Origin of the sequence: Mobilicoccus massiliensis (genome assembly GCF_000826525.2) — a bacterium.
Classification (GTDB): domain Bacteria; phylum Actinomycetota; class Actinomycetes; order Actinomycetales; family Dermatophilaceae; genus Mobilicoccus; species Mobilicoccus massiliensis.
Map to the genome: position 1 here is coordinate 150,222 of NZ_LN651324.1, position 23,567 is coordinate 173,788.

22 protein-coding genes and 1 other annotated feature are annotated in these 23,567 nt (G+C 71.0%); of the genes, 9 read left to right on the plus strand and 13 right to left on the minus strand.

Features of this window, described 5'->3' with window-relative positions; all coding sequences use genetic code 11:
• The first annotated feature begins 19 nt into the window (after positions 1-19).
• Together BN1197_RS01650 and BN1197_RS01655 are read left to right on the plus strand one after the other, a co-directional pair.
• Positions 20-604: a serine O-acetyltransferase gene (locus BN1197_RS01650; protein ID WP_052465848.1), complete on the plus strand. Its 585-nt coding sequence runs from the start codon at positions 20-22 to the stop codon at positions 602-604.
• Positions 601-1,821 carry a hypothetical protein gene (locus tag BN1197_RS01655; RefSeq protein ID WP_052465849.1) on the plus strand — a complete coding sequence of 407 codons (1,221 nt, stop codon included), beginning with the start codon at positions 601-603 and terminating at the stop codon, positions 1,819-1,821. The genes BN1197_RS01650 and BN1197_RS01655 overlap by 4 nt, the downstream gene beginning before the upstream one ends.
• 147 nt (positions 1,822-1,968) lie before the next feature.
• Here BN1197_RS01655 and BN1197_RS01660 read toward each other — a convergent pair whose 3' ends face one another.
• From BN1197_RS01660 to BN1197_RS01670, 3 genes are read right to left on the minus strand one after another with little or no spacing between them, the layout of a single operon-like run.
• Entirely contained in the window at positions 1,969-2,511 is a 543-nt protein-coding gene (locus tag BN1197_RS01660) for an acyltransferase (protein ID WP_040155548.1), read from the minus strand.
• Between the two features lie 2 nt (positions 2,512-2,513).
• Positions 2,514-3,959: an O-antigen ligase family protein gene (locus BN1197_RS01665; protein ID WP_141397175.1), complete on the minus strand. Its 1,446-nt coding sequence runs from the start codon at positions 3,957-3,959 to the stop codon at positions 2,514-2,516.
• Positions 3,960-3,963: 4 nt separating this feature from the next.
• Positions 3,964-4,809, minus strand: coding sequence for a YveK family protein (locus BN1197_RS01670; RefSeq protein WP_040155553.1), 846 nt, complete (start codon positions 4,807-4,809; stop codon positions 3,964-3,966).
• A gap of 253 nt (positions 4,810-5,062) precedes the next feature.
• Between BN1197_RS01670 and BN1197_RS01675 the strand changes: the two genes are divergently transcribed.
• Entirely contained in the window at positions 5,063-6,646 is a 1,584-nt protein-coding gene (locus BN1197_RS01675; RefSeq protein ID WP_040155554.1) for a lipopolysaccharide biosynthesis protein, read from the plus strand.
• Between the two features lie 93 nt (positions 6,647-6,739).
• Here BN1197_RS01675 and BN1197_RS01680 read toward each other — a convergent pair whose 3' ends face one another.
• Positions 6,740-7,642 (minus strand): glycosyltransferase family 2 protein, encoded by a 903-nt coding sequence (locus BN1197_RS01680; protein ID WP_052465850.1) that lies wholly within the window; start codon positions 7,640-7,642, stop codon positions 6,740-6,742.
• 311 nt (positions 7,643-7,953) lie between these two features.
• On the opposite strand from BN1197_RS01680, the gene BN1197_RS01685 reads away from it, so the two are divergent.
• The 3 genes from BN1197_RS01685 (at position 7,954) to BN1197_RS01695 (ending at position 11,182) form a co-directional block, all read left to right on the plus strand.
• Positions 7,954-8,922, plus strand: coding sequence for a glycosyltransferase family 2 protein (locus tag BN1197_RS01685; protein WP_040155556.1), 969 nt, complete (start codon positions 7,954-7,956; stop codon positions 8,920-8,922).
• 134 nt (positions 8,923-9,056) lie between these two features.
• On the plus strand, positions 9,057-10,109 hold the full coding sequence (locus BN1197_RS01690) for a glycosyltransferase (protein ID WP_052465851.1): 1,053 nt from the start codon (positions 9,057-9,059) through the stop codon (positions 10,107-10,109).
• An 86-nt stretch (positions 10,110-10,195) separates the two neighbouring features.
• A complete protein-coding gene (locus tag BN1197_RS01695) occupies positions 10,196-11,182 on the plus strand; it encodes a polysaccharide pyruvyl transferase family protein (RefSeq protein WP_040155557.1) in 987 nt (328 codons plus the stop codon).
• A gap of 75 nt (positions 11,183-11,257) precedes the next feature.
• Here BN1197_RS01695 and BN1197_RS01700 read toward each other — a convergent pair whose 3' ends face one another.
• From BN1197_RS01700 to egtA, 6 genes are all read right to left on the minus strand, one after another.
• Positions 11,258-12,178 carry a glycosyltransferase family 2 protein gene (locus BN1197_RS01700; RefSeq protein ID WP_052465852.1) on the minus strand — a complete coding sequence of 307 codons (921 nt, stop codon included), beginning with the start codon at positions 12,176-12,178 and terminating at the stop codon, positions 11,258-11,260.
• A gap of 86 nt (positions 12,179-12,264) precedes the next feature.
• Positions 12,265-13,689, minus strand: a complete 1,425-nt coding sequence (locus BN1197_RS01705; RefSeq protein ID WP_040155560.1) for a uracil-xanthine permease family protein — start codon at positions 13,687-13,689, stop codon at positions 12,265-12,267.
• A 422-nt stretch (positions 13,690-14,111) separates the two neighbouring features.
• Positions 14,112-15,089 carry an L-histidine N(alpha)-methyltransferase gene (egtD, locus tag BN1197_RS01710; RefSeq protein ID WP_052465853.1) on the minus strand — a complete coding sequence of 326 codons (978 nt, stop codon included), beginning with the start codon at positions 15,087-15,089 and terminating at the stop codon, positions 14,112-14,114.
• Positions 15,071-15,874 (minus strand): ergothioneine biosynthesis protein EgtC, encoded by an 804-nt coding sequence (gene egtC, locus BN1197_RS01715; protein WP_082043531.1) that lies wholly within the window; start codon positions 15,872-15,874, stop codon positions 15,071-15,073. Before egtC ends, egtD begins: the two co-directional genes overlap by 19 nt.
• Positions 15,875-15,971: 97 nt before the next feature.
• Complete coding sequence (gene egtB, locus BN1197_RS01720) at positions 15,972-17,309, minus strand: ergothioneine biosynthesis protein EgtB (RefSeq protein WP_052465854.1); 1,338 nt, start codon at positions 17,307-17,309, stop codon at positions 15,972-15,974.
• Entirely contained in the window at positions 17,306-18,613 is a 1,308-nt protein-coding gene (egtA, locus tag BN1197_RS01725) for an ergothioneine biosynthesis glutamate--cysteine ligase EgtA (RefSeq protein WP_217991129.1), read from the minus strand. The genes egtB and egtA overlap by 4 nt, the downstream gene beginning before the upstream one ends.
• A gap of 258 nt (positions 18,614-18,871) precedes the next feature.
• Between egtA and BN1197_RS01730 the strand changes: the two genes are divergently transcribed.
• Together BN1197_RS01730 and BN1197_RS01735 are read left to right on the plus strand one after the other, a co-directional pair.
• Positions 18,872-19,117 (plus strand): hypothetical protein, encoded by a 246-nt coding sequence (locus BN1197_RS01730; RefSeq protein WP_040155562.1) that lies wholly within the window; start codon positions 18,872-18,874, stop codon positions 19,115-19,117.
• Positions 19,111-19,458 (plus strand): type II toxin-antitoxin system PemK/MazF family toxin, encoded by a 348-nt coding sequence (locus BN1197_RS01735; protein ID WP_040155564.1) that lies wholly within the window; start codon positions 19,111-19,113, stop codon positions 19,456-19,458. The genes BN1197_RS01730 and BN1197_RS01735 overlap by 7 nt, the downstream gene beginning before the upstream one ends.
• 51 nt (positions 19,459-19,509) lie before the next feature.
• On the opposite strand, the gene BN1197_RS01740 is transcribed toward BN1197_RS01735, so the two are convergent.
• The 3 genes from BN1197_RS01740 to BN1197_RS01750 form a co-directional block, all read right to left on the minus strand.
• Positions 19,510-20,160: an arsenate reductase/protein-tyrosine-phosphatase family protein gene (locus BN1197_RS01740; RefSeq protein ID WP_315969795.1), complete on the minus strand. Its 651-nt coding sequence runs from the start codon at positions 20,158-20,160 to the stop codon at positions 19,510-19,512.
• 109 nt (positions 20,161-20,269) lie between these two features.
• Positions 20,270-21,691, minus strand: a complete 1,422-nt coding sequence (locus tag BN1197_RS01745; protein ID WP_141397176.1) for a hypothetical protein — start codon at positions 21,689-21,691, stop codon at positions 20,270-20,272.
• Positions 21,692-22,026: 335 nt separating this feature from the next.
• Positions 22,027-22,221: a hypothetical protein gene (locus BN1197_RS01750; RefSeq protein WP_141397177.1), complete on the minus strand. Its 195-nt coding sequence runs from the start codon at positions 22,219-22,221 to the stop codon at positions 22,027-22,029.
• Positions 22,222-22,285: 64 nt separating this feature from the next.
• Here BN1197_RS01750 and BN1197_RS01755 point away from each other — a divergent pair.
• Positions 22,286-23,553, plus strand: a protein-coding gene (locus tag BN1197_RS01755) for an IS3 family transposase (protein WP_245851760.1) whose coding sequence is annotated in 2 segments (ribosomal slippage) — positions 22,286-22,574 and positions 22,574-23,553 — 1,269 coding nt in all. Because the reading frame shifts where the segments join, the coding sequence is not laid out codon by codon here.
• Positions 22,570-22,701, plus strand: a sequence feature (AL1L pseudoknot). It overlaps the preceding gene by 132 nt.
• Positions 23,554-23,567: the final 14 nt, after the last annotated feature.

A 23,567-nucleotide genomic window follows, 5' to 3' on the forward strand; every position in this document is an offset into this window, starting at 1 on the left:
GCCGACCCGATCCGGCCGCATGACGCACACACGACCTCCCGCACGCCCGTCATCACCGAGACCGGCCACCGTCGATCCCGGTCGTCGTGGCTGGCCGCTCGCCGAGGGCATCGCGCAGTACCGCGCCCTCCTCGCCTCCGACCTCCCACGCAACCCCTACCCGTGGTGGCGCCTCACGGTCGCGATCGTTCGCGCCGGTCAGGTGCTGTATCGCTGCCGGGGGCCGGTCGCGCTCGTGCTGCGCCGGGTCGTCGCCCTCGCCGACGCGGTCTGGGTGCGTGGGCTCATGGGCTCGGAGATCCCGACGATGGTGTGGATCGGCCCGGGTCTGCGGCTGCCGCACGCCGGTCGCGGCCTCATGATCCATTCGACCTGCCGCATCGGCTCGGGGGTGACGATCTACCACCGCGTGTCGCTCGGCGTACGGGATTCCCGCCCCGGCCCCACCATCGGCGATGACGTCGAGATCGGTGCCGGCGCGGCCGTTCTCGGTCCCGTGCACGTCGCCGACGGCTGCGGCATCGGCGCGAACGCAGTCGTCGCCACCGACACCGAGCCCGGGCGCACCTACGTCGGCGTTCCCGCCACGGTGACGGGCCGATGAGCGCCCGTCAGGAGAACGGGCGCGGCGACGCGAGCCACGAGGGTCCGGCCGGCGAGGACCACGCGACACGAGGTGCGGTCGACGCCGAGAACGGTTCGGGCCCCGACCACGTCTCGAACGCCCCCGGCCGGGATGCCTCCGCGCGCAAGCGATCGGCGTTCATCATCGGGAGCGTCGTCGTCGTCCTCCTCGCGGTCCTCGGGCTCCTCGCCACCTTCCTCGGCCGGCCACCGGAACCTCCGCCGCCGCCCCCGCCGACGCCGAAGCCCACGGCCGGGCAACTCGGTGCGTACCCGTCCTTCGGTCCCGACGACGTCTTTCGCGTCGACCTCACCGGCGCGCCCGTCGCCCCGCGCTCGCCTGCGATGATCGACAACCTGCGCTCGCAGATCGAGCCCCACTACGGGGGCATCGCCGGGCTCAACACGCACCAGTACAACCCCGTCCTCTACGTCGTCGACGAGAGCACCCCGCGCACGACGGTCGAGTTCGACGACTGCCAGGACAAGGGGAGCACCCCGCCCGGGCTCTTCGACGGTGCGAAGCACTTCGTCGACGTCCCGGTGCCCGAGGACGCGCGCACCTCCGTCGGGACCGACTCCACGATCACCCTCTGGTCGCCCTCCACCGACCAGCTCTGGGAGTTCTGGGTGATGAAGCGCGCCGACAAGGGCTGGTCGGCGTGTTGGGGCGGCCGGATCGACCATGTCTCCACCTCGCCCGGCTACTTTCCCGCCCCCTACGGCGTCAGCGCCTCCGGGCTCGTCACGACCGGCTCGATGATCACGGTCGAGGAGGCACGCCGCAAGCAGATCGATCACGCGATCGGCATCGCGCTCATCAGCCCGGCGCGCTGGGACCGGTTCTGGTACCCCGCCCAACGCAGCGACGGTCCCGATGCCTCGCCCGATGCCATCCCCGAGGGTGCGCGGCTGCGCCTCGATCCGAACCTCGACGTCGACAGTCTCCAGTTGACCCCGCTCGGCAAGGCCGTCGCCAAGGCCGCCCAGAAGTACGGGTTCATCGTCGTCGACACGGCGGGCTCGGTGGCGGTGATGGCCGAGTCCGGCATTCCGTGGAAGCAGAAGACCGGCACCGATCCATGGCCGAAGATCCTCGGCGGCACGCCCACCTACAAGCAGCTCGAGAACTTCCCCTGGGACAAGGTGGAGGTCATCGCGCCGAACTACGGCAAGCCGTCCACGGCGTCGCCGTGATGGAAGGTGAGGTGGCAGCCGAACGGGGGTGATCACCCCGGGTTCGCTGCCATCCCGTCTTCCATGTCGGGTGCGCCTGCTGGGTGCCGGTGGCAGTGCCGGTGGCGGTTGTCGGTCGCGTGCGAGGCGGAGGCGTGTGCGCGGGTCTCAGCGGGTGCGCAGCACTCGTGCCGGGGAGCCCGCGACGACCGAGTTCGGCGGAATCTCGCCCTTGACCGTCGAGTTCGCGGCGACCACGCAGCCGTCGCCCAGACGGGTGCCGGGCAGGATCACCGCGCCCGCGCCGATCCAGACGTCGTCACCGACGACGACGCCGTCGCCGTGCCAGGGCTGATCGACGATCGGCGTCCCCGGCTCGGTGCCGTGGTTGCTGCCGACGATCGTGATGTGCTGGCTCACGAGGCAGTCGCGACCGATGCGGATGGACGCGCCGGCACACCGGATGTTGTTGAACTCGCCGATGTAGGTGCGCTCGCCCACCTCCAGCGAGGCACCGGTGAGACCGCCGCCGTCGGTGACGAACAACGCGGTCGGCCCGAGCACCGATACGTCCTTCGCCAGGCGGGTGCGCCGGGCGTCACCGGCGAACATGACCGTGCCGGCGACGCAGGCCCCCGGGTTGGCCCGCCGGAGTCGTTCCCGCGCGAGGATGCCGTCACGCAGCGAGCGGGCGAAGTCCTTGAGCGGCACGGCTACTCCTTGTACTCCTCGACGTATTCCTCGACACGGGTGACGCCGCTCTGCGCGACATCCCCGCCGTTCACGTGGTCGTTCTCGTCGCCGTTCGTCGTGCGCGCCCTCGGCGGGGGGAACGCCCAGACGAGCCCTGCGAGCGTGAAGAACACGAACGTGGGGAACGGATACGGGATCGGGCTCGTCATCGCCGGCACGAACCAGATGAGCCCGGCCGCGAGGGTGGCGGTGCGCCAGTCCTCCGCCTCGGGGTCGTCCCGGCGGCGTCGAATCGCCGCGGCACCGGGGCCGGCGAGGAGGATCCCGACGTACAGTGCCGCCGCCGGCAGCCCGAGCTCCGCGGCCCGGCTGAGGACGACGTTGTGCACCTCGATGTTCACGGTGGTCACGGGGTAGGTGTCGGCCTGACGCACCCAGTCCGGCCCCACCTCGACGAATCGCCCCCACCCGACGCCGGCGAGGGGGTGCTCGCCGATCGCTCGCACGGCGGCGACGTTGGAGTTCTGGCGGTCGTTGAGGGACCGGGACGTCGATCCCCGCGTCGCGATGTTCTCGACGACGTCCGGCACCGCGGCCACCCCCGCGACGGCGAGGATCGCGGCGGCGATCGCCATGAACGGCACCCACGGCCACAGGCCCCGGCGAGAACCGACGACGACGAGGGCCGCGAGGGCGACGCCGAGCCACACCGAGCGGGTCATCGACAGCACCGAGCACGCCGTCGCCAGCGGACCGACGACGAGGCCGAAGACACGCCATCCACCCCGGTCCAGGCGCGCGAGCAGGAACGCGGCCACGGCGCACAGGGCGAGCGCCATACCGTTCGCCTCTCCGGAGACGAACGGGCCGCCGGCGCGAATCGCGTTGTCACCGAGTTCCGGCAGCCGTTTGAGCACCTCGATGTACCGCGGGAACACCAGTGCCGACACACCCGCGGACTCGAAGAGCGCGGTCAGCGACAGGTACACGCCGAGGAGGCCGAGCCCGCGCAGGAACAGAAGGCGCTCAAGCCGGCTCCTGAGGAGCATCGGCGCGGTGGCGAAGAGCACGAACGGCATGACGACGCGGTCGAGCACCGCGAAGATCGAGGCCGTGCCGAGTGCCCCGTGGAGGATCATCGACGCCGCGGTCCAGGCGATGAACAGCAGCATCGCCCCGTGAAGGAGCCGGGGGCGCGGGCGGGGAATCCTCGGGTCCAGCAGCAGGAGGAGCAGGCCGCCGACGAGCAGCAGCCGGTCGGGGCCGAGTGGGATGCCCATCTCGCCCCAGCGTCCCGAGAAGACGTTGAGCAGGAGGGCCGACACGAGAAGCCAGAACGCGAGCGGCACGTCGCGCAGGGACTCGCGCGACGGCCGGTCGCCGGCGCGGAGCCCGTCTGCCTGTCGTGCCTGGGATGGCACGGCGGACGCGGTGTCGTGCGAGGCGGCGTCGGCCGGAGGCGTCATCGGGTCACCCGACACCGGGGTCCTCGACCCGGCGGCGGGCTCGGCCGGCGCGACGCCGGTCCACGAGCACCGCGAGCAGCAGGCCGAGCAGCGCGCCCGCACCGAGGCCGACGATGCCGTACCGGATCAGCCCGGAACGAGCCGCGTCGCCCTGGACGGCCGGCGGCGCGACGACCTTGAGCGTGCTGTTGCCGGCGACGTCGACGAACAGCTTGCGGTACAGCTCGCCCGCGGCGTCCTGCTTGAGCTGCAGCTCGGCGAGCGCGACCTGGGCCTTCTGCAACGCCTCGCTCGCGCGCTCCCGCGCGTCGGCGCCCCTGGCGAGCGCGTAGACGCGTTCTGCCTCCGAGACATCACCCCGTGCGGCCGCGACCTTGGGGGCGATGCTCTGGAACTCCTTGTAGGCAGACTCCGGGTCGTGGCCGGACCTGGCGCCGGCGACCGTCGAGATGAGCGTGTTCGCCACCTGCTCGGCGCCCGCGACGGCGGCGTCGCGATCCTGCGACTCGACCTCGATGCGGATGACCGCGGAGTCGGGGATGGGGGAGGCGCTCACCTTGCTGGTGCCGGCCGGCGCCCAGGACCCGTCGGTCGCGCGGTTCTGGACCCACCGGGCGTAGTCGGCCGCCAGGCTCTGCGCACCGACCGGGTAACCGGCCACGGTGTAGGCGTTGCTGTCGGCGGGCACGACGGCCACCCGCGCCTCGGCGGTGTGGGTGGCGGGCATCGCGAGGGCGGTACCGACGCCGAGCGCGAGACCCAGAGCGAGGCACAACGCGACGAGGAAGGGGTGCCGAAGCACCGAGGTCATCGGCCCGACGGGCTCACCGTGATCTGAACGGGCGGACACTGGTGACTCCTCGGCAGGGGACGGTGGGCGGGAGGCGGTCGCAGCAGACCCTACCTCGATGGGCGTCGCCGCCCCACATCCGCACGACGGCAGTGGGGATCGTGCTCGGGTGCAAGGGCATTCCGCGGGCCTCGGCGAGCCACGGGGGCGTGCGGCGCGGTGCCCGGCCCAGGCACGGGTGCGCGCCATGCGCGCTCACGGCCTCTACGATGAACCCCGTGCCACGGACCGCCGAACACGATTCCCGAAGCCGATGACGGGGGCCCAGCCACCGGCAGAGGAGCACGAACCCGACCCGATCGTGACGCCGCCCCCGGCGGCCGAGGTTCCGGGCGGCGCCTCCCGCGGGTCGGCCCGCACCCTCGTCAGCGGCACCTCCTGGAGTGCGATCTCGCAGTTCATCCCCCTGGTCATCAACCTGGGGATGACCCCGTACATCATCCGCGGGCTGGGAGACGCCCGGTACGGCATCTTCATGCTCATCACGGCCGTGACGATGCTGCTCAGCCAGTTCGACGGCGGTATCGGCCAGTCGGCGCTTCGCTACTTCACGATCTACGCCGGTCGTGACGATCGGGTGGCGACGACCCGCCTGCTGTGGTCGGTCTCGATCGTCATCGCCGCCTTCGGCGTGTTCATCTCGGTCGCAGTCGCGGCCTTCTCCGGGCCTATCCTCGCGTTCTTCCACCTGCAGGACGCGTACCTGGCGGAGGCCACGTTCCTCCTGGTCACCCTCACCGTCGTCGTCGCCTTCCTGCTGCTGCGCAACCTGTACAACGCGGTGGTCTCGGCACGGCACCGGTTCCAGACCCTCTCGATCGCGGTGATCGCGGGTCACCTGGTGTACGCGCTCGGGCTCGTGCTCACCATCGAGAACGGCTGGGGTCTCTACGGCGTCGGCGTCACGATGATCCTGCAGCAGGTCGTGGGCACGATCATCACCGTGCCCGTCGGCATCCGGTACCTCACCCGCGCAGGGGTCGGCCTCATCACCCGTGCGGAGGCGGCGGAGTTCTCTGCCTACGCCTGGAAGATCCAGGTCGGCGGCGTCGCCGCGATCCTCGCCTCGCAGAAGGACCAGCTCGTCGCGGCGCGCATCGTCTCGGCGCAGGAGTCGGGGCCGTTCGGTCAGGGCACGAACTTCGCGAACCAGCTGCGCATGGTGCCGCTCAACGCGCTCGCGCCCATCCAAGCGCTGATCGGCGCCGAGATCGGGGCGGTCGGGCCGGCGGAGGCGCGAGGCAAGGTCGAGCGTCTGCAGTACATCTGGGTCGTCGCCGTCACGGGCTGGTGCGCCGTCGGTGCGCCGGCCACCCTCGTCGGCGTCCGAGCCTGGCTGCCCGAGAGCTACGCCCTGGCCGGTGACGTCGCGGCGATCCTGCTCGCCGGTCACTACTTCGGTCTCGTGTGCATCGTCGGACGCACGTGGGCCCTCACGCTCGGCCACGCCGGGCTGGCGATGCGTCAGAGCGTCGTCTCGCTCCTGGCGAACGTCCTGCTCAGCGTCGTGCTCTGGTTTCCGTTCGGCCTGCTCGGCGTCGTCGCCGGAACCTCGCTCGGCAACCTCGCCGGCGCGATGTTCCTCTCCTACGACGTGCGCCGAGTCGTGCAGACGCGCATCCGGTGGTTCATGCGGGACGTGCCGTACTGGCAGGCGGCGCTCGCGGCGGCCGTGACGCTCGCGCTCGAACTCCTCGCTGCGCCGTTTCTTCCCGGCGGCCCGATCGGCCTCCTGCTCGCCGGCCTCATCGCGGTTCCGGGCGCGGTGTTGTTCGTTCTCACCTCGCTGGGGATCGGCGGCGCCCGTGAGTCGATCGCGCTGGTCCGTCGCCGCTGAGGGCCCGCTCGTTCACACCGGCGCGTCACACCGAAGAACGCGCGCGGACAGGCGTTCGGCCCGGGCGTGTCGGGATGACGCCTGTCCGACGGATCAGCGTCGCAGGGCCTGGGCGCTCTTGCGGGCTGCCCGCATCGCCATCCGCACGATGAACCGGATGTCGGTCGCCGTGAGGTCGCGGAGCCGGGTGTCGGCGGCGACGGAGGCGACTCCGGGCAGGGACGCATGGTTGGCGAACGTCTCGAGGAAGTACCGACGCCCGACCGACGCCTCGCGCGGCGGCAACGCGTCGAGCTTCTCGACGATGCGCGCGTAGACCTCCTGGTGGCCGGCGACCACCTTCTCGGCGCTCGCCGAGATGCGGTCCGCGTCGGAGTCGTCGCGCCAGTAGTGGACGAGAACCTCCGGCACGCTGGTGATCCCGTAGGCCTCGTTGACGCGAAGGTAGAACTCCCAGTCCTGACAGGAGCGCAGAGTGGGGTCGGGGACACCGACGGTGTCGACGACCTCGCGCCGCACGAGGACACACGAGAACGTGCCGATGAGGTTGCCCTGCAGCAGTTCGGTGAGTCGCAGGCCCTCGGCCGTCGGGCGGCGTCCGGGCTCGAGGCGACCGTCGGGGTAGCGCAGGTCGTACCACGTGTAACAGAGACCGGCTCCAGGGCCGGCCTCCTCGAGTGAGCGCACCTGCTTCTCGAGCTTCGTCGGCAACCACAGGTCGTCGGCGTCGAGGAACGCGAGGAACTCGCCGCGGCTGGCTCGGATCGCCGTGCGCCGTGCCGCGTTGCCGCCCTGGTTGGAGTCATGGGTGAGAAGCGTCAGACGGGGATCGTCGATCGAGGCGAGGGCCTCGGCGGTGCCGTCCTCGGAATGGTCGTCGACGACGATCACCTCGAGGTCGGTCCACGTCTGATCGAGGGCACTGCGGACGGCGGCGACGATGGTGTCGGCGCGCTTGTAGGCGGGCACGAGCACGGAGACGCGGGGATCGGGCATCAGGGGACTCACCTTCGCTACGACTGGCGGACCCCCCGAATCCGATTGCGTCACAAGCCTACTCACGAGCGATGGCGATTTCATCTCGGACATCTGTCCAAGACGGCGAATGGACATATGTCCAACACGGCGGCGGCGGGCACCCCAAGCGAGGCGACGAGCAGGTGGGACGCCGGGGCCGTGACCGGCGGCCTGTAGGGTGGGATCGACCGGCCGGCACGGTCCGGTGAGTGCGACTCGCGTCGACCTCGCCCGATCGCCAGCGAGTCGATCGCGCCGGCGTCCACGGATCGAGGCGAAAGGACCGACCCATGGCCGACGGCCCGCTCGTCAGCGTCGTCATCCCCGTCTACCAGTCGGAGCGCACGGTCGGTGAGGCGATCAGCAGCGCGCTCATGCAGACCTATCCGCACGTCGAGGTCGTCGTCTGTCTCGACGGACCCACCGATCGCAGCGCGGCGATCGTCGATGCGTACGGCGACCTCGTACGGGTCGTGCGCCAGGAGAACCAGGGGCTGTCCAGCGCCCGCAACGCCGCCGTGGCCGCGTCGTCCGGTGAGCTCGTCGCGTTGCTCGATGCCGACGACGTCCTCCTGCCGCCCCACGTCGACCGCGCCGTGGCCCGATGGCGGGAACGGCGCACCGAGAAGGCGTACGTCACGTGCAACGCGTACACGATGGGCGCGGCCGGCATCGTCCCCCGGCGCACGGTGCTGCCCCGTAAGGCCCCGGCCGAGCAGGGGCACCGGCTCGCGCTGCTGCAGCGCAACATCGTGTCGGTGCTCTCGGTGTACCCGCGCGCGATGCACGAGGAGATCGGCGGCTTCGACCCGCAGATGCGCGTGCTGGAGGACTACGACTTCTGGGTCCGGGCGGCCTTCGCGGGATGGACGACCCTCTACGAGACCGAGCCCACCGCGCTCTACCGGCGCACCGGCACCAGCCTGTCGGCGCAGCTCGCGCGCATGGCCGAGTACGAGCACCGGTTGCGGGCGCAGGTGCGCGAGCGCCACGACGCCGACCTCACCGACGACGAGCGCCGATATCTGGACCGGGTCGCCGGCATGGAGACGCAGAACGTCTACCTCGACCGCGGCGATGCGGCCCTGCGCGAGGGACGTACCCGGGACGCGGCCCGCGAGTTCGCGGACGCCTCATCCCTCGTGCCCTGGGATCGGCCGTTGCAGCTCAAGGCGAGGGCCCTGCGCTCGGTGCCCGGCGCGGGGTCGTTCTACGCCTGGCGCGAGCGGGTCCGTGCGGGGGAGACCTCCCGGTCCTGAGCGTGCGCTCTCGCGCCGACACCTCTGCGGTGAGAGGCTCGTGCCTCCGGCGTCCGGCCGACGTGCTTCCCACTCCGCCGACTCCGAATGCCTCACGGCGACTCACGACCATCCGCACCGACGAAAGGCTTCCCGTGACCGACCACCGTGATCGGTACGACGCGAGCAAGGGCGCGCTGCCGGAGGACGCAGTGCCCACGGATCGCCCCGTGATGAGCACCATGTGGGGCACCACGCCCCGCTGGGGCGAGCACGTCGACTTCTACGTGACCGAACGTTTCGGAACGCCCGGCGACCTGCGGCGTCTGCTGAGACTCGCCCGAGGCAAGGCAGGTGTCGTGCTTCTCGGCTCTGTCACCCGTCGTCATCTCTACCGTGATTTCGTCTTCGCGCTGCTGCTCAAGCTCACGAACCGCCCGTCGAAGCGTCCTCGCGTCCTCGTCACCGATGCCACGTGGCAGCCGGAGAGCCAGGCCCTCTCGCGGCTCACCCACATCCCGCCGCGCTGGTTCTCCGCCCTGCAGCGGGGCATCGTCCGGCTCATCGACGGTCCGCACGTGCGCTACGCCGTCCTCAGTTCCGACGAGGTCGAGACCTTCCCGCAGCTCTGGGGCGTGGACCCGCACCGGGTGCTCTTCACGCCGTTCCCCGCCACGATCGATCCCGACACCCCGACGAGCGACGGTGACTATCTGTTCGCCGGCGGCAACTCTCTGCGTGACTACTCCCTGCTGGAGAAGGCGCTGGCGGGCACCGACGTCCCCTGTCGGGTGGCGAGTGAGTGGCAGCCCTCCGCAGCGTCCGAGATCGCGGCCGGTCCGGTGTCGCACGAGGAGTTCGTCTCGCTGCTGGCCGGCTGCAGGGCGTCGGTGGTGCCGCTGGAGCAACGGTGGCGCTCGGCGGGGCAGCAGTCGTACCTCAACGCCATGGCGTTGGGTAAGCCGGTCATCGTCACCGAGGCCCCCGGTGTCCACGACTACATCGAGGACGGGGTGACCGGCGTGGTCGTTCCTCCCGAGCCGGAGGCCCTGCGGGCCGCGATCCTCGACGTCATGGATCCGGCGAACGCCGAGCGCTACGCACAGATGGGTCGTCGGGCGCGGGATTGGGTGCGAGCGCACGCCACCGACGAGGTCTACAAGGACCAGGTCCTCCTCGACGCGATCGGCGTACCGCACGGCGCCTGAACGCTGCCCAGCTCCGGAGACACACATGGGCGACGCTTGAGCGTGGCTAGATCCTCGACTGAACCTCGTTGCCTATTGTCGACGCCATGAGCAAGTGGGAATCGGCGATCGAGCGCGTGGGCCGCACGGTCGCCCGGCCGCGAATGGGTTACACGGGTCGGGTACGCAGCCAGGGGCGCGAGGCCGAGCGCATCGCCCGGGCGGTTCTCAACGCCTCCTGCCGGCCGGATGCCGTGCTCGTCTCGACCTTCTGGTGGGAGAAGGTCAAGAACTTCGGCGACCTGCTCACCCCTTACCTTCTGCGCGACTGCGGCATCGTGCCGGTGCTCACGCCGCCCGCGCAGGCCGACCTCGTCGGTGTGGGATCACTCGTGCAGCACCTGCCGCCCGACTTCGGGGGAGCCCTGTGGGGCACCGGACTCGTCCACGACCGGCGTACCGAGTTGCCCGACGCGACCTGTCTGGCGCTGCGCGGGGATCTGACGCGGGACCGGATGGGTTCGCCGCACGTGGATGCGCTCGGTGATCCTGGGTTGCTGGTCTCCCGCCGGGTTCGGCGGCCGGGCGTGTCGTACGACGTCGGGGTGGTGGCGCACTACGTCCATGCGGACGACGAGTGGCTCCACGACCTCGTCTCCGGTCATCCCGATCATGCGAACACGGTGCTGCCCATCGACGTCGCCCAGCGCCCCTCCGCCGTGGCCCGCCAGGTGGCCTCCTGTCGCGCGATCGTGTCGACGTCCCTGCACGGTGTCATCACGGCCGACGCGTTCGGCATTCCGGCGGCGTGGATCCGGATGCCGAGGTCGTTGTACGGCGGTGACTTCAAGTTCCACGACCACGAGAGCGTCGTCCGGCCCTCCGGAGCTCGCGACATCGACGCCGCCGACGTGTCCTCGCTCGCTCAGGTCGCGGCCGCCGCGAGGCCGGCCGACATGGCCGCCGTGGAACGGGCCCAGGACGGACTCATCGCTGCCGCAGCTCGTATCCCCGACGTCGTGCGACACCGTCGCGTGCCCACCTGGCAGATCCCGCTCACCGGTCGAGGCAGCGTCGTCCACACGCACGTGTGAGGTCCACGGCATCAGTGGTGTCGGCGCTGTTCAGCGACGTCAGTGTCGGTGTCGTTCGGTGACGTTCGGTGTCGTTCAGTGACCGGCGTGTGAGCCCGACGGCGGAGTGCGACGGACGAGACCCACGGCACGCCCCGAGAGCGCAGCCGCGTCGATCACGACCCGCGCCAGGCGGTCGGGGTCGCGTCGGACGACACCGGCAGCGGTGTTGCGCATGGTGCGGCCGATCCCACGGGCAAGCTCCCGGGCGACGAAGGCGCGGCCGTGAAACGCCAGATCGGTCTGGGCACCCACGACGTTGCTGCGAAAGGCCCGTCGCAGCAGGGTCGAGGCGACGAGACGGGCCGGATCGGTGGGCTCGACGACGACCGCATCGTCGCACCACGCGAGGGCGCCACCCTGATCGAGCACAGCGCGGAAGAAGAAGTGATCCTCCCCGCCCGCTCCGGCGAGGTGGGTGGGAAACCACGGGTCACCGATCCGGTCGGCGATGCCTCGCCGGATGCAGATGTTCTGGGCACCGTTGAGCATGTCGACGCGCCCGCAGGGGTGCCGGGTACGGCCTGCATAGATGCTGTTGCGCGCGAGGAGCGAGGCGCCCGAAGGCAACTCGCCGAGGACGGGCCCGGCCGTGACGTCTGCGCCGTTCGTCGATGCGGCCGACGTGAGTGCCTCGAACCAGCCGGGGGTCACGAACCCGTCGTCGTCGAGCATGACGAGCCACTCCCAATCGGGCCGGTGCTCGGTCGCCGCGCGCACGAGGGCGTTGCGCACCTCGGCGATCCCGGGCCGCGGCACGGGCACGCAGACGGCGTCGAGTCCGCTCGCGTGTACGACCTGCGGGGCTTCCGTGCCCGCGTCGTTGTCTCCGACGACGACGAGCACGTTCCGTCCGTCGATCTCCGGCTTCAGCGAATCGAGGAGTCGCGCGAGCAGCTCGGGCCGCCGGTAGGTGGGAATGCCGATGACGACGGGGGAGGGCGCGGTGGGGGGCATGGTCTCCTCACCTGAAGGTCGTGGCGGCGCAACCGGATTGGGGCCGGACTCCAGTCCACCGTACGACGAAGCAGGCGTGCGGTCGTTCAGGCGCGGCCGTCCCAACCCTTCTCGACATCGTTGAGGTCGGGTACCTCGAGGTCGGTGCCCGAGAAGTCGGGAACTCCGGCTTGTGGGCGGGTGCGCCGGGAGAGCTGGTGGGCGAGGTGGTAGCCGATGATCACCGTGACCGTGCCGAGCGCGATGCCCGAGAGCTCGAATCCCTCGGTGAGGTGGAAGCTCACGTTGCCGACGCCCATGATGATGCCCGCGGCCAGGGGAACGAGCGTGGCGGGGTGGCCGAACATCACCTTGTGCTCGACCCAGATCTTCGCGCCGAGCAGCCCGATCATCCCGTAGAGCACGACGGTGATGCCGCCGAGGACGCCACCGGGGATCGCCGAGACCACCGCGCCGAACTTGGGGGAGAACCCGAAGGCGATGGCGGTGATCGCTGCGACGACGTAGGCGGCCGTGGAATAGACGCGGGTCGCGGCCATGACCCCGATGTTCTCGGCGTACGTGGTGGTGGGAGCACCACCGACGGAGGTCGCGAGGATCGTCGCCACACCGTCCGCGCCGACGGCGCGCCCCATGAGTGGGTCGAGATCGGCGCCGGTCATCTCACCGACGGCCTTGACGTGGCCGATGTTCTCGGCGACGAGAGCGACGACGATCGGCAAGGCGACCAGGGCGAATCCCGCGTGGAAGGTGGGCAGGTGCCAACCCGGTGTCGTCGCCGTCGTGTGACCGGGTAGGCCGAACCACGGCGCGGCGGCGACGGCGCTCCAGTCCACGCGCAGGTGGGTCGTCACCTCGCCGGCGGCCGTCGGGGCGGTGATCGGGCCGGCCACGACGTCGGTGAGCCACGAGAGCGTGTACCCGACGACGACCGCCGCGAAGATCGCGATGCGCGAGAGGAATCCGCGCGAGGCGACACTCACGACGATGACGAAGAGCATGACGATCACGGCGATCCACTGGTCCTGCGGCCAGTAGGTGTTCGCGACGACGGGGGCGAGGTTGAAGCCGATGAGCATGATGACGGCGCCCGTGACCGCCGGTGGCATGAGCCGGTGCATGAACGTGGCGCCGAGGACGTGGATCGCCAGGCCGATGAGCACGAGCGCCACGCCGACCCACAGCAGTGCGCCCGTCTTGTCCGACGTCGTGCCGCCCTGGGCCGCGATGATTCCCGTGACACCGACGAACGAGGCCGACGAGCCGAGATAGCTCGGCACCCGGCCTCCCGTGAGGGCGAGGAAGAGCAGCGTGGCGATGCCCGACATCATGATCGCCAGTTGCGGGGAGAGCCCCATGAGCAGGGGAAACACGAACGTCGCGCCGAACATCGCGACGACGTGCTGCATTCCGAGGCCGACCGTGCGGCCCCAGGAAAGACGTTCTGACGGAGCGACGACGTCGTCGGGGCCGGCGAGGGCACCATCGCGGTGCAGGGTCCACAGGTTCACGAGCGATGAACGTATCAGCCTCGAAGGGCGACGGCGTCGAGGTGCGGGATGTGCGACGGCCTCGCGGGCACCGGCCGTGGCGCGGGTGATGCGCGTGACACACCCGTGCCGTCGCCGGCCGGGAGGGGGTGTCGCTCCATCTCGCGCAAGAAAGACCGGTCACTGAACCGGCTCCACGAAGGCGCAGACTTCTGACCAGGCACGACGCGCGAAGGTGCGGCGCGGGAGGCGGAACTGACCGGTCTTTGTTGCGCGAGATTCGCCGTCCCTCGCCCGGCGACCCCGCCGACCGCCTCCCCAGCCGCCGAAACAGCCGTCGTTTCCGCCCCGAGGGCTCGGGCAAAGAGGGCGAACGCCGCAAGTCGGTCAGGCTCCGGTGAGGTTCTGCCTGCGGCGGACCCTATGCGTGCGGGGAGCGGTGTTCACGCGGGCCGGGCGAGGACGAGCGCGAAGTCGCCGGCGTCGTCGGTCCAGAACCCGGTCACCTCGAACCCGGCCGCGGCGAGCTCCTCGCGCACACCCTCGGGCCGGAACTTGGCCGAGATCTCGGTGAGGATGTCCTCGCCCTCGTCGAACGGCACGTCGAGGTCGAGTTCGGCGATGCGAAGACGCAGGTCGCGGCGGGCGCGCAGGCGCATCTCGATGTGTTCGGTCCCCTCGTTCCACACGGCGACGTGGGCGAACGCCTCGGGGTCGACGTCGGCGTCGAGCTCGCGGACGAGGACGTGCAGCACATTGCGATTGAACTCCGCGGTCACGCCGGCCGCGTCGTCGTAGGCGGCGACGAGGCGTGCCGGGGCCTTGACGAGGTCGGTGCCGAGCAGCAGGGAGTCCTGTGGTCCGAGCCCGTCGCGGAGACGACGCAGGAAGGCGTGCCGTTCCTGCCGGTCGAGGTTGCCGATCGTGCTGCCGAGGAACGCGACGAGCCGCCGTCCACCGTCGGGCAGGAGCCCGAGGTGGTGGTCGAAGTCGCCGACGACGCCATGGAGGTCGATCTGCGGGTAGTCGCCCGCGAGTGCGTCCATCGCCTCGCGCAAGGCGTCGGCGCTGACGTCGAACGGCACGTACCGTCGCAGGCCGCCGGTGCGGTCCAGCGCGTCGAGGATCAGCCGGGTCTTCTCGCTCGCACCCGAGCCGAGCTCGACGAGCACGTCGGCGCCGCTCGCCGCCGCGATGTCGTCGGCCCGCGCGCGCAGGATCCCGGCCTCCGCGCGGGTCGGGTAGTACTCCGGCAGCCGGGTGATGTCGACGAAGAGCTCGCTGCCGCGGGCGTCGTAGAAGTACTTCGGCGGTAGCGTCCGCGGCCGGGAGCCGAGGCCGTCGCGGACGTCGCGGCGCATCGCCTCCCGCAGGTCGCCGGGGGAGAGGTGGACGTCGATCGTCATCGTGCGGTCGGCCATGGCGGTTCTCCTGTCGTGGCGGGCGTGCGGGAGGGCTGGTCGAGGGGATCGATGGTGACGGTGAACTCGTCCCCGTCGCGGGTCACGGTGATGAGGTGCCGGTCGGGGATCTGCTCCCAGGTCTCGCCGTCGTCGTCGGGCTCGGAGGCGACGAGCACACCGCCGTCGCGGCGCGTGACGTACATCGGCTCGCCGACGACGACCCCCGCGATCGCTTGGCCGTCGGTGGCGAGGAGGGTGAGGCGGCCCGCGCCGGCGGCCCCCTCTTCGAGTTGTCGCACCGCGGAGGCGAGCCCGCCGGCCAGGTCGACGCCGGCCCGCCAGGCCGTGGCCGCGAGGCCGAACGGCAGGGCGGAGTCGACTCCGGCCGCGGCCTCGGGGACGCTCGCCACCGCGGAGGCGAAGCGCGCCCGGTCGCCCGGCCAATCACGGAGGGCCCCGTTGTGGCTGAGAGCAGAGGTGCCGTCGACGAAGGGCGCTGCGCAGGACTCGTCGGCCGCGGTGCCGACCGTCGCCGAGCGCACGGCCGCGAGCACACAGCCCGAGTCGATCGTCGGCGCGATCGACGCGAACGAGGCGTCGGTCCACATCGGCTGAGCACGGCGGAAGCGCACGGGCGTCTCTCGCCCGTCGACGTACCAGGCCGCGCCGAAGCCGTCGGCGTTCATCGTGCCGTGCCGCTGCCGGCGGGGCGCCCACGACTGGCGCAGGAGCCCGAACTCCGGTCGGAGGATGAGGTCGTCGAGCGTGCGCGGCGGCCCGAGCCACGCGATGTGTCGACACATCAGGGGCGCGCTTCCACGACCGTGCGCGCGTCGCGATCAGCGAGTCCAACAGGCGCGTGACGCGACAGGGGCGCGGATGACATGTTGTACCGATACATCACCGGGCATCCTCGTCGCGCGCGGTGCGGAAGCCCGCGAAGATCTGCCGGCGGATCGGGTGGTCCCAGTTGCGGAACGTCGCGCGCGCGGCGAGGCCGTCGGTCGCCCACGAGCCGCCGCGCAGCACGCGGTAGTCGCCGCCGAAGAAGACTTCGGAGTACTCGGGGTACGGGAACTGGCAGAAGCCCGGGTGGCCGTGGAAGCGGCTGCTCGTCCACTCCCAGACGTCGCCGATGAGCTGCAGCGCGCCGGTGGGGGAGGCGCCCGCGGGGAACGACCCGACCGGCGACGGCCGGTAGGGCGTCTGCCCGACGTTGGCGAGCTCGTCGGTGGGCGGCGCGTCGCCCCAGGGGAATCGGCGCTTGGTGCCGGTGGCCGGATCCCACGAGGCGGTCTTCTCCCACTCCGCCTCGGTGGGCAGCCGGCGTCCGGCCCATCGGGCGTAGGCGTCGGCCTCGAACCAGCAGACGTGCTGCACGGGCTCGTCCTCGGGCAGCGGCTCGAGCCGGCCGAAGCGCCGCCGCGCCCAGCCCCCGCCGTCCCGCACCCAGAACGCGGGCGTCCGTTTGCCGGAGCGGGCGAGCCATTCGCGGCCGTCGGGGTGCCACCAGCGCTCGTCGTCGTAGCCGCCCGCCTCGACGAACCGGCGGTAGTCACCCGTCGACACCGGTGTCGTGTCGATCCAGAACGCGGCGACGTCGACCTCGTGCGCGGGGCGTTCGTTGTCGTAGGCCCACGGGTCGTCGTCGGTGCCCATGACGAACGGGCCACCGGGGACGAACACCTCGCGCGGCAGGGCGCCCTTCGAGCGCGGCGCGGGCCGCTCGTCGTCGAGCGGGAGCACCGGTGCCCCGCGCCGGAGTTGGTGGGTCGCGAGCATCGTCTCGTCGTGCTGGTGCTCGTGTTGGAGGACGAGGCCGTAGACGAACGCGTCGCGTAACAGCGGCGCGTCGCCGTCGAGGCGTAGCCCGTCGAGGGAGTCGAGCACCTTGCGCCGGACGAGGTCGAGGTAGCCGGTCGACTCCTGCGGTGAGAGCAACGGCAGGGTGGGCCGTTCGGCGCGTGGGTGCTCGAAGGCGTCGTAGATGTCGTCGATCTCGGGGCGCATCGGTTCGATGCCCGCGGCGGCCCGCAGCAGCCACAGCTCCTCGTAGTTGCCGACGTGCGCGAGATCCCACACGAGCGGCGACATGAGCCGGCTGTGTTGGGCGGTGAGCTCGTCCTCGTCGAGGATCGCCGTGGTCAGCGCCGTCGAGCGCCGCCGGACCCGCTCGAGTTCGTCGGCGATCGCGGTACGCAGTCCCTCGGTGTCGAGGGCGCGGGGGTCGATGCTCATGCCGTCTCCTGCCGGGCGGGGGTGGTGGCGTCGGGTCCATGAACGAGCGGAGAGTCGTGGAAGGCGGGGTCGTCGGCGGGACAGCGGCGCCGGTCGACGTAGGTCTGCCGATAGTCCGCGACGAGCCGGGCGAGTGCGGGATCGCCCGTCACGGCGGGAAGTTCGGCCTCGACGGCGTCGAAGAGAGCGCCCGCGGCGCGAGCGAGGGCCTTGTCGCGCGGGCCGAGGTGCGCGGCGCGATCCCAGGCGTCGGCGACCGGGGCGCAGGCGTGTTCGGCGGCCGCCGCGGCTCGGGGCCGCTCGAGCAGGGTCGCGAGGACCGTCACCGGCACGGGCCACCACTGCGGCGGCAGCGCGTCGAGATAGCGGACCTCGAACCAGCCGCGCGCCCGCACCGGCGGAAAGAGCGTCGTCAGGTGGCGCTGCAGGTCGGCCGTCGTCGGCGGGTCGAGGTGCGGCAGGCGGCCGCTGACCCAGTCGCGCAGCGTGCCTCCGGGGTGCGGCCGGCAGCCCTCGCCGGTGAACATCAGCGGCGCGTCGAGCACGAACTCCGCGTACGCCGCGGCCGGGTCGCCGTTCGGCGTCGGCGCATGGGTGCGCGCCGGATCGAGGCCGCGCCAGACGCGTTGGCGCGTCGACACTGCCCCGGTCGCGCGGCCGCCGAGTCGGGGCGAGTTGGCGAAGGCGGCGACGAGGGTCGGTCCGACGGTGTGCAGGAGACGCCACCGCGCGGCGACGTCCGCCTCGTCCGCGCCGGCGTCGAGGCTGACCTGCACCGCGGTCGTCGAGCGCATCATCGTGCGGCCGAGATCGTGACCGAGGGCGTCGAAGTAGGCCTCCATCGCGGCGTAGCGCGGCCGGTCGAGCTGCCGGGGACGCCGCGGGTGCGGGTCGGTCGCCGCCGGGACGACGGTCAGGCCGTCGGAGGCGAGCACGGCGAGGAGGTGGGCGACGTCACGCTGCAGGTCGGCGACGCAGGTCATGACGTCGGGGGCGGGCCGGGAGCTGAGCTCGACCTGACCCGCGGGTTCGAAGGTGACGAGGCTGCCGCCGGGCATCGGTCCGGCGAGGAGGCGCTGCAGCCGGGGGAGGGCCACAGCACGCGCGGGATGGGTGGGATCGACGACGAGCCATTCGAGCTCGGCGCCGACGGTGCCGGGCGGCCCGGTCTTGAAGCAGATGCCGCGGACGTGATCGTGCACGTCACCTTCGCCGGTGAGAACGGCATCGGCCTGCAGGTGCTGGCCCGGGCCCGCCGCGGCAGGCGCGGATCGCCGGCGCAGCGGCGCCGGAGTCATCGGCATGGTCACCTTCGGTGTCGAGAACGAGCCCCGCGTCCCACTATGCAGGCTGCGGCCGGCTCGGGCGACCGCTGAGGGCGGCGGCGACGTCCCGCCGGCAACCACAGCCACGGCGACGTCCTCCCGTTCGAACCCCGTTCGTCCAGGTCACGGGCGTGACGTCGACGCGCTGACGATGAGGGCGCCGTCGTCGGCGATCGTCGACTCCCGCCGGTGGCACGAGCGCGGTGACCATGTTTCATACCCGGTTATACTCGGAGGATGAAGACAGCGATCTCCGTTCCCGACGACACGTTTCGGCGTGCCGAGGCTGCCGCCGGCAAGCACGGCATGAACCGGTCCCAGTTCTACGCGGCGGCAGCCGAGCGGTACGCGCGTGAGTTGGAGGGCAGTGACCTGACGGCCGCTATCGACGACGTGCTCGCGCAGATCGGCGAGGACGGTTCTGCCGCAGATGCGGTGGCGCTGGGACGTCGCAGGCTTGCGGCCGCCGATGACGCATGGTGACGCGGGGGGACATTCACTGGTGTGACCTCGGCGAGCCGGCGGGCAGTGCGTCGGCGACACGACGACCAGTACTCGTGGTGCAGAGCGACGTGTACAACAGGAGCCGTCTGGCGACGACTCTCGTTCTTGTCCTCACCTCGAACACGGCTCTGGCCGCCATGCCCGGGAACGTCTTCCTGTCCGCTGTCCTCACCGGGTTGCCGAAGGACTCCGTCGCGAACGTCACCGCGATGGTGACAGTGGACCGACGCGACCTCGACCCTCATCCCGTCGGTTCTGTGCGCGAACAGCTCATGATCGCGATCGACCGTGGAATGCGACAGGTGCTCGATCTTGGGTGACCCCTGATCTCCGCCTGGGTGGCATCCGACGAGCGCGCCGGGGTGGACCGGTCATGTGGCCGGAAGCTCGCCGGTCAGGTCGGCATGCAGGGCGCGGATGCGGACGAGCAGGTCGTCGCGGATGAGGCGCATCCGCTCGGGTCCGTGGATGCCGCGCGTCGAGGGTTCGTCCGTCTCCCACGTCTCGACCGGGCCCCTTCCGGGACGCTCGATGCTCGCCTCGCCCCCGACGACGACGACCCGGTCGACACGGTCGAGCAGCGCCGGGTCGATCGCCTTGGGATGCTCGCCGGCCATGGAGGCGCCGATCTCCTCGACGACCTCGCGGGAGAGCTCGTTGAGTGCGCCGCCGGGCGCGGTCCCGGCCGAGTGCACCTCGACGGCGTCGCCTGCGACCTGTCGCATGAGCGCGGCCGCCATCTGGGACTTCCCGCCGTTCTTGACGCACACGAACAGGACGGACGGGCGGGAAGGGTTGGTCATGACACGGCCTCCGTGACGGATCGGTGAGGGTAGCGGGAACGTAGGGCCAGCGAGACGTACGAGGCCGACGAGCACGGGCACCTCGATGAGCGGACCGACGACTCCGGCGAGCGCCTGTCCGGAGGCGACGCCGAAGGTCGCGATAGCCACCGCGATCGCGAGCTCGAAGTTGTTGCCGGCGGCGGTGAAGGCGAGCGTCGTCGTCCGCCGCAGCGCCACCGACCGATGCCACCTGAGGCGCGATCCGCGGCCGCGTCTTCGAAGAGCTGATGGAGGCGAGGACCGGCGGGCGACTACAGCGCCACCGAATCGGTCGGATGTCGCCCGGTCAACGGGCGGCCGGGGGCAGATGCGCCGCGTCGGAGACGAACGCGCTCGCGCCTTCGCCGCGCCCGACGTTCACCCGGTGGCCGGTCCAGCGGGCATAGCTGCCGTTCCGCCGCCGCGACAGCACCGGCACCGTCCGGACCGTCACCCCCTCGCGCGGGATCTCCTCCATGGGGAAGGTCAACGGCGTCGGCGTCAGGAGTTCCCCCGCCGGGTGAACCGGTTCCCCGGCCGCGTCGAGCATGGCGCCCTTGCGCAGGGCCACCTGCCCGGGTGCCAGCCGCACCGGTACCAGCGGGATCCAGTGGGCCGGCACCGTGCCGGCCAGCTCGTACCACAGATCCCCGGGCTCGATGTCGTCCGGAGTCCTCGGCCGTCGCGATGGCGACTCCCCGTCCCGCCGCCGGCCGTCACCACTGCGTCCGGGAACCACCGTCTCGACCGCCCAGGCGAGGTTGGCCACCTCGTCCCGCAGGAGCGCCACCTCCTCGATCGGGTCTCCCACCAGTGGCGTCGGACCAGTCGGGGCCAACACCACGCCGTCGAGTTCGCGCCCGTCCTCGGCGGTGACCTCGAAGATCCGGAAACCTCGCCCGCGCCGTGCGGCGGAGGCGTCGCCGATCGATGTTTCCTCCCCGAAGCTGTTGCGGACCACCACCGAACGCACCTGGTTCAACGCACCGGCCCGGCCGTCGACGGGCACGATGAGCCAGTCGTCACCGCTGTTCAGCGCGAACTCCGCCAGGCACAGCCGAGCCAGGTCGTGCGGCTGCGCCTCGATGGCGGCGATGTCGACGGCCCCATCCTCCAGCTGCCAGTAGCGGTCGGCGGGCTGTCCCGGATACCGCAGAGGGGTCGCGAGGAGAACGTCTGTACGTTCTGCGGGCTCGTCCAGCTCGTCGTCGCCGTCGAGGGCAACCATGGCCTCCGGCAACCACGTCAGGTGGTGCCAGCGCGCCGAGCCGCCTCCGAAGCCGGTCGCCGCGACGACTGCAGCGGTGTCCCCATGCCCGAATCGGAGAAGGAAACGATGCTCGAGCCTGCTCGTCGTCCAGCACCCGCCGCGATCCGGTGGCCCGTCCGCCCAGGCGAGCCATTCCCGCGCGGCGATCTCGGCGCCCGCCGGATCGGCCGCGCTGGCGATCCATTCGGGCACGCCGCTCCTGAGCGCGGCCAGCGCGGCCTCTCCGTCCGGGACGCTGCCTACGAGACAGAGCGCGAGGTCGTCCGCGACCGGGTCGAGCCGACGGTCGGGATCGCGGGGGTCATCCGAGTCCGTGAGCGGATAAGCCGTCCGAGCGCCGTCCGCCGCGTCGGGGTGGCCGGCATCGGTCAGCGCCTCGATCAGCGCGGCGCCTGCCTCGGCCCGCCACCGGAGGCCCGAGCTCGCCTTCGGAACGTGCTCGACCATCTCCTCCAGCATCGCCCCGGTCGGCCACCTCCGCCACGTCGGCTCGGAGTTCGGTCCATCCGTGTCGTCAGGCTGCCCGCCCGGCGCCCACGCCGTCACCGGGAGCGCCCGCGACCTGACCGTCACGGAGACGGCCGTGCCCACGTCCTCGCCCAGCAGTTCACCGAGCTGCCACTGTCGGCCGATCATCCACAGCGGGTCGGCGATCACGGCCTCCGCGCCGGGCCGAGGGTCGCCCGACACGGTCTGCGGTTCCAGACGCGTGAGAGCCGGCGGCCTGGTGAGCAGCTTCCGAAGGGCTTCGGAGACCAGCACCTCGGAGACCAAGGACACGGGGGTGAAGTCGCTCATGACGTCGTCTCCCTCACGAAGGGCAGCAGCGAGTGGATCCTCGAGATGTCCCGCAACGCGGCGAAATCCAGCCCCGCCTCTCCCTGCAACGAGGAACTGCGGGCGTAGAGGGCCGGCAGGATCAGTCCCTCGCCCAGCAGTTGGTCCAGCCTCACCAACCGGGCCTTGGCCAGATCCAGTGTGCTGGTCACGACTCCGAGCACTGGATCGCCCCGGGAAGGGTGGAGGGCTTGATCTCCCCAGGAGGATGGAGTCATGCCTGCACCGAAGAGGTACCCCGACGAGTTGCGTGAACGAGCGATCCGGTTGGTTCGCGACCGGATCGCCGCCGAGCCCGGCTTGGCGGTCTCGCGTGCGTGCCGGTTGACCGGTGAGCAGCTCGGGATCAACGGCGACACGCTGCGGAACTGGGTCAAACGCGAACGGATCGACGACGGAGAGATCCCCGGCACAACGAGTACGGACGCGGCCCGGATCGCAGAGTTGGAGAAGGAGAACCGCGAACTGCGGCGCGCGAATACGATTCTGCGCCAGGCGAGTGCCTATTTCGCTCAGGCGGAGCTCGACCGCCGACCGTAGACGTCGATGCGTTCATTGCCGCGCACCGCGACGAGCATGGGGTCGAGCCGATCTGCGAGGTCCTGAAAGAGACTGGAATCGCGATCGCCCCAAGCTCCTATTATGCCCGCAAGAGTAGGCCTGTCTCGAAGCGGGCCACAAGTGATGCCGTCATCGACGAACGTCTGCAGGAGCTGCACGAGAAGAACTTCGGCGTGTACGGGGTCCGCAAGATGTGGAAGGCCTATCTGCGGGCCTGGCCCGGTGAGCCGGTCGCACGATGCACCATCGAACGTCGCATGCGAGCGTTGGGCCTGGCTGGCGTGCCGAACGCGCGCACCACCCGGACCACCAGACCCGCGCGGGCGAAGGCCTGCCCGGCCGACCGGCTCCAGCGGGACTTCACCGCGCCGGCGCCGGACCACCGGTGGGTAGCCGACATCACCTACGTCGCCACATGGGCCGGGTTCGTGTACGTGGCTTTCGTGATGGACCTGTATTCCCGCCGGATCACCGGGTGGCGGGTATCGAACTCATTAAGGACCGATCTGGCGCTGGACGCCCTGGAACACGCCTTGTGGGAACGTGGCCGACACCAGCGAGACCTGTCGTGCCTGGTGCACCACTCGGATCGCGGCTGCCAATACGTCTCTATTCGTTACACCGAGAGGCTCCTTGAGTCCGGAATCGAACCCTCGGTCGGATCGACCGGCGATTCCTACGACAATGCCGCTGCCGAGGCGTTGAACAAAATCTACAAGAAGGAACTCATCTGGAAACGTGGGCCGTGGAGCGGTCTGGATGCCGTCGAACTCGCCACCATGGAGTGGGTCGACTGGTACAACAACGACCGCCTTCACTCACACTGCGGCGACATCCCACCCATCGAGTACGAAGACCTGTTCTACGCTGAACACGCCAGCGCCCCGGCACCCGCCGGGGCGGCACAACCCGCTCTCCACTGAACCCGGGGCGATCC

What these genes read in the sequence shown, in the direction of transcription:
- BN1197_RS01650 (WP_052465848.1), top strand. Translation starts at nt 20, where the DNA reads ATGACGCACACACGACCTCCCGCACGCCCGTCATCACCGAGACCGGCC.
- BN1197_RS01655 (WP_052465849.1), top strand. Translation starts at nt 601, where the DNA reads ATGAGCGCCCGTCAGGAGAACGGGCGCGGCGACGCGAGCCACGAGGGT.
- BN1197_RS01665 (WP_141397175.1), bottom strand. Translation starts at nt 3,959, where the DNA reads ATGACGCCTCCGGCCGACGCCGCCTCGCACGACACCGCGTCCGCCGTG.
- BN1197_RS01675 (WP_040155554.1), top strand. Translation starts at nt 5,063, where the DNA reads ATGACGGGGGCCCAGCCACCGGCAGAGGAGCACGAACCCGACCCGATC.
- BN1197_RS01680 (WP_052465850.1), bottom strand. Translation starts at nt 7,642, where the DNA reads ATGCCCGATCCCCGCGTCTCCGTGCTCGTGCCCGCCTACAAGCGCGCC.
- BN1197_RS01685 (WP_040155556.1), top strand. Translation starts at nt 7,954, where the DNA reads ATGGCCGACGGCCCGCTCGTCAGCGTCGTCATCCCCGTCTACCAGTCG.
- BN1197_RS01695 (WP_040155557.1), top strand. Translation starts at nt 10,196, where the DNA reads ATGAGCAAGTGGGAATCGGCGATCGAGCGCGTGGGCCGCACGGTCGCC.
- BN1197_RS01700 (WP_052465852.1), bottom strand. Translation starts at nt 12,178, where the DNA reads ATGCCCCCCACCGCGCCCTCCCCCGTCGTCATCGGCATTCCCACCTAC.
- egtD (WP_052465853.1), bottom strand. Translation starts at nt 15,089, where the DNA reads ATGGCCGACCGCACGATGACGATCGACGTCCACCTCTCCCCCGGCGAC.
- egtC (WP_082043531.1), bottom strand. Translation starts at nt 15,874, where the DNA reads ATGTGTCGACACATCGCGTGGCTCGGGCCGCCGCGCACGCTCGACGAC.
- egtB (WP_052465854.1), bottom strand. Translation starts at nt 17,309, where the DNA reads ATGAGCATCGACCCCCGCGCCCTCGACACCGAGGGACTGCGTACCGCG.
- egtA (WP_217991129.1), bottom strand. Translation starts at nt 18,613, where the DNA reads ATGCCGATGACTCCGGCGCCGCTGCGCCGGCGATCCGCGCCTGCCGCG.
- BN1197_RS01730 (WP_040155562.1), top strand. Translation starts at nt 18,872, where the DNA reads ATGAAGACAGCGATCTCCGTTCCCGACGACACGTTTCGGCGTGCCGAG.
- BN1197_RS01735 (WP_040155564.1), top strand. Translation starts at nt 19,111, where the DNA reads ATGGTGACGCGGGGGGACATTCACTGGTGTGACCTCGGCGAGCCGGCG.
- BN1197_RS01745 (WP_141397176.1), bottom strand. Translation starts at nt 21,691, where the DNA reads ATGCTGGAGGAGATGGTCGAGCACGTTCCGAAGGCGAGCTCGGGCCTC.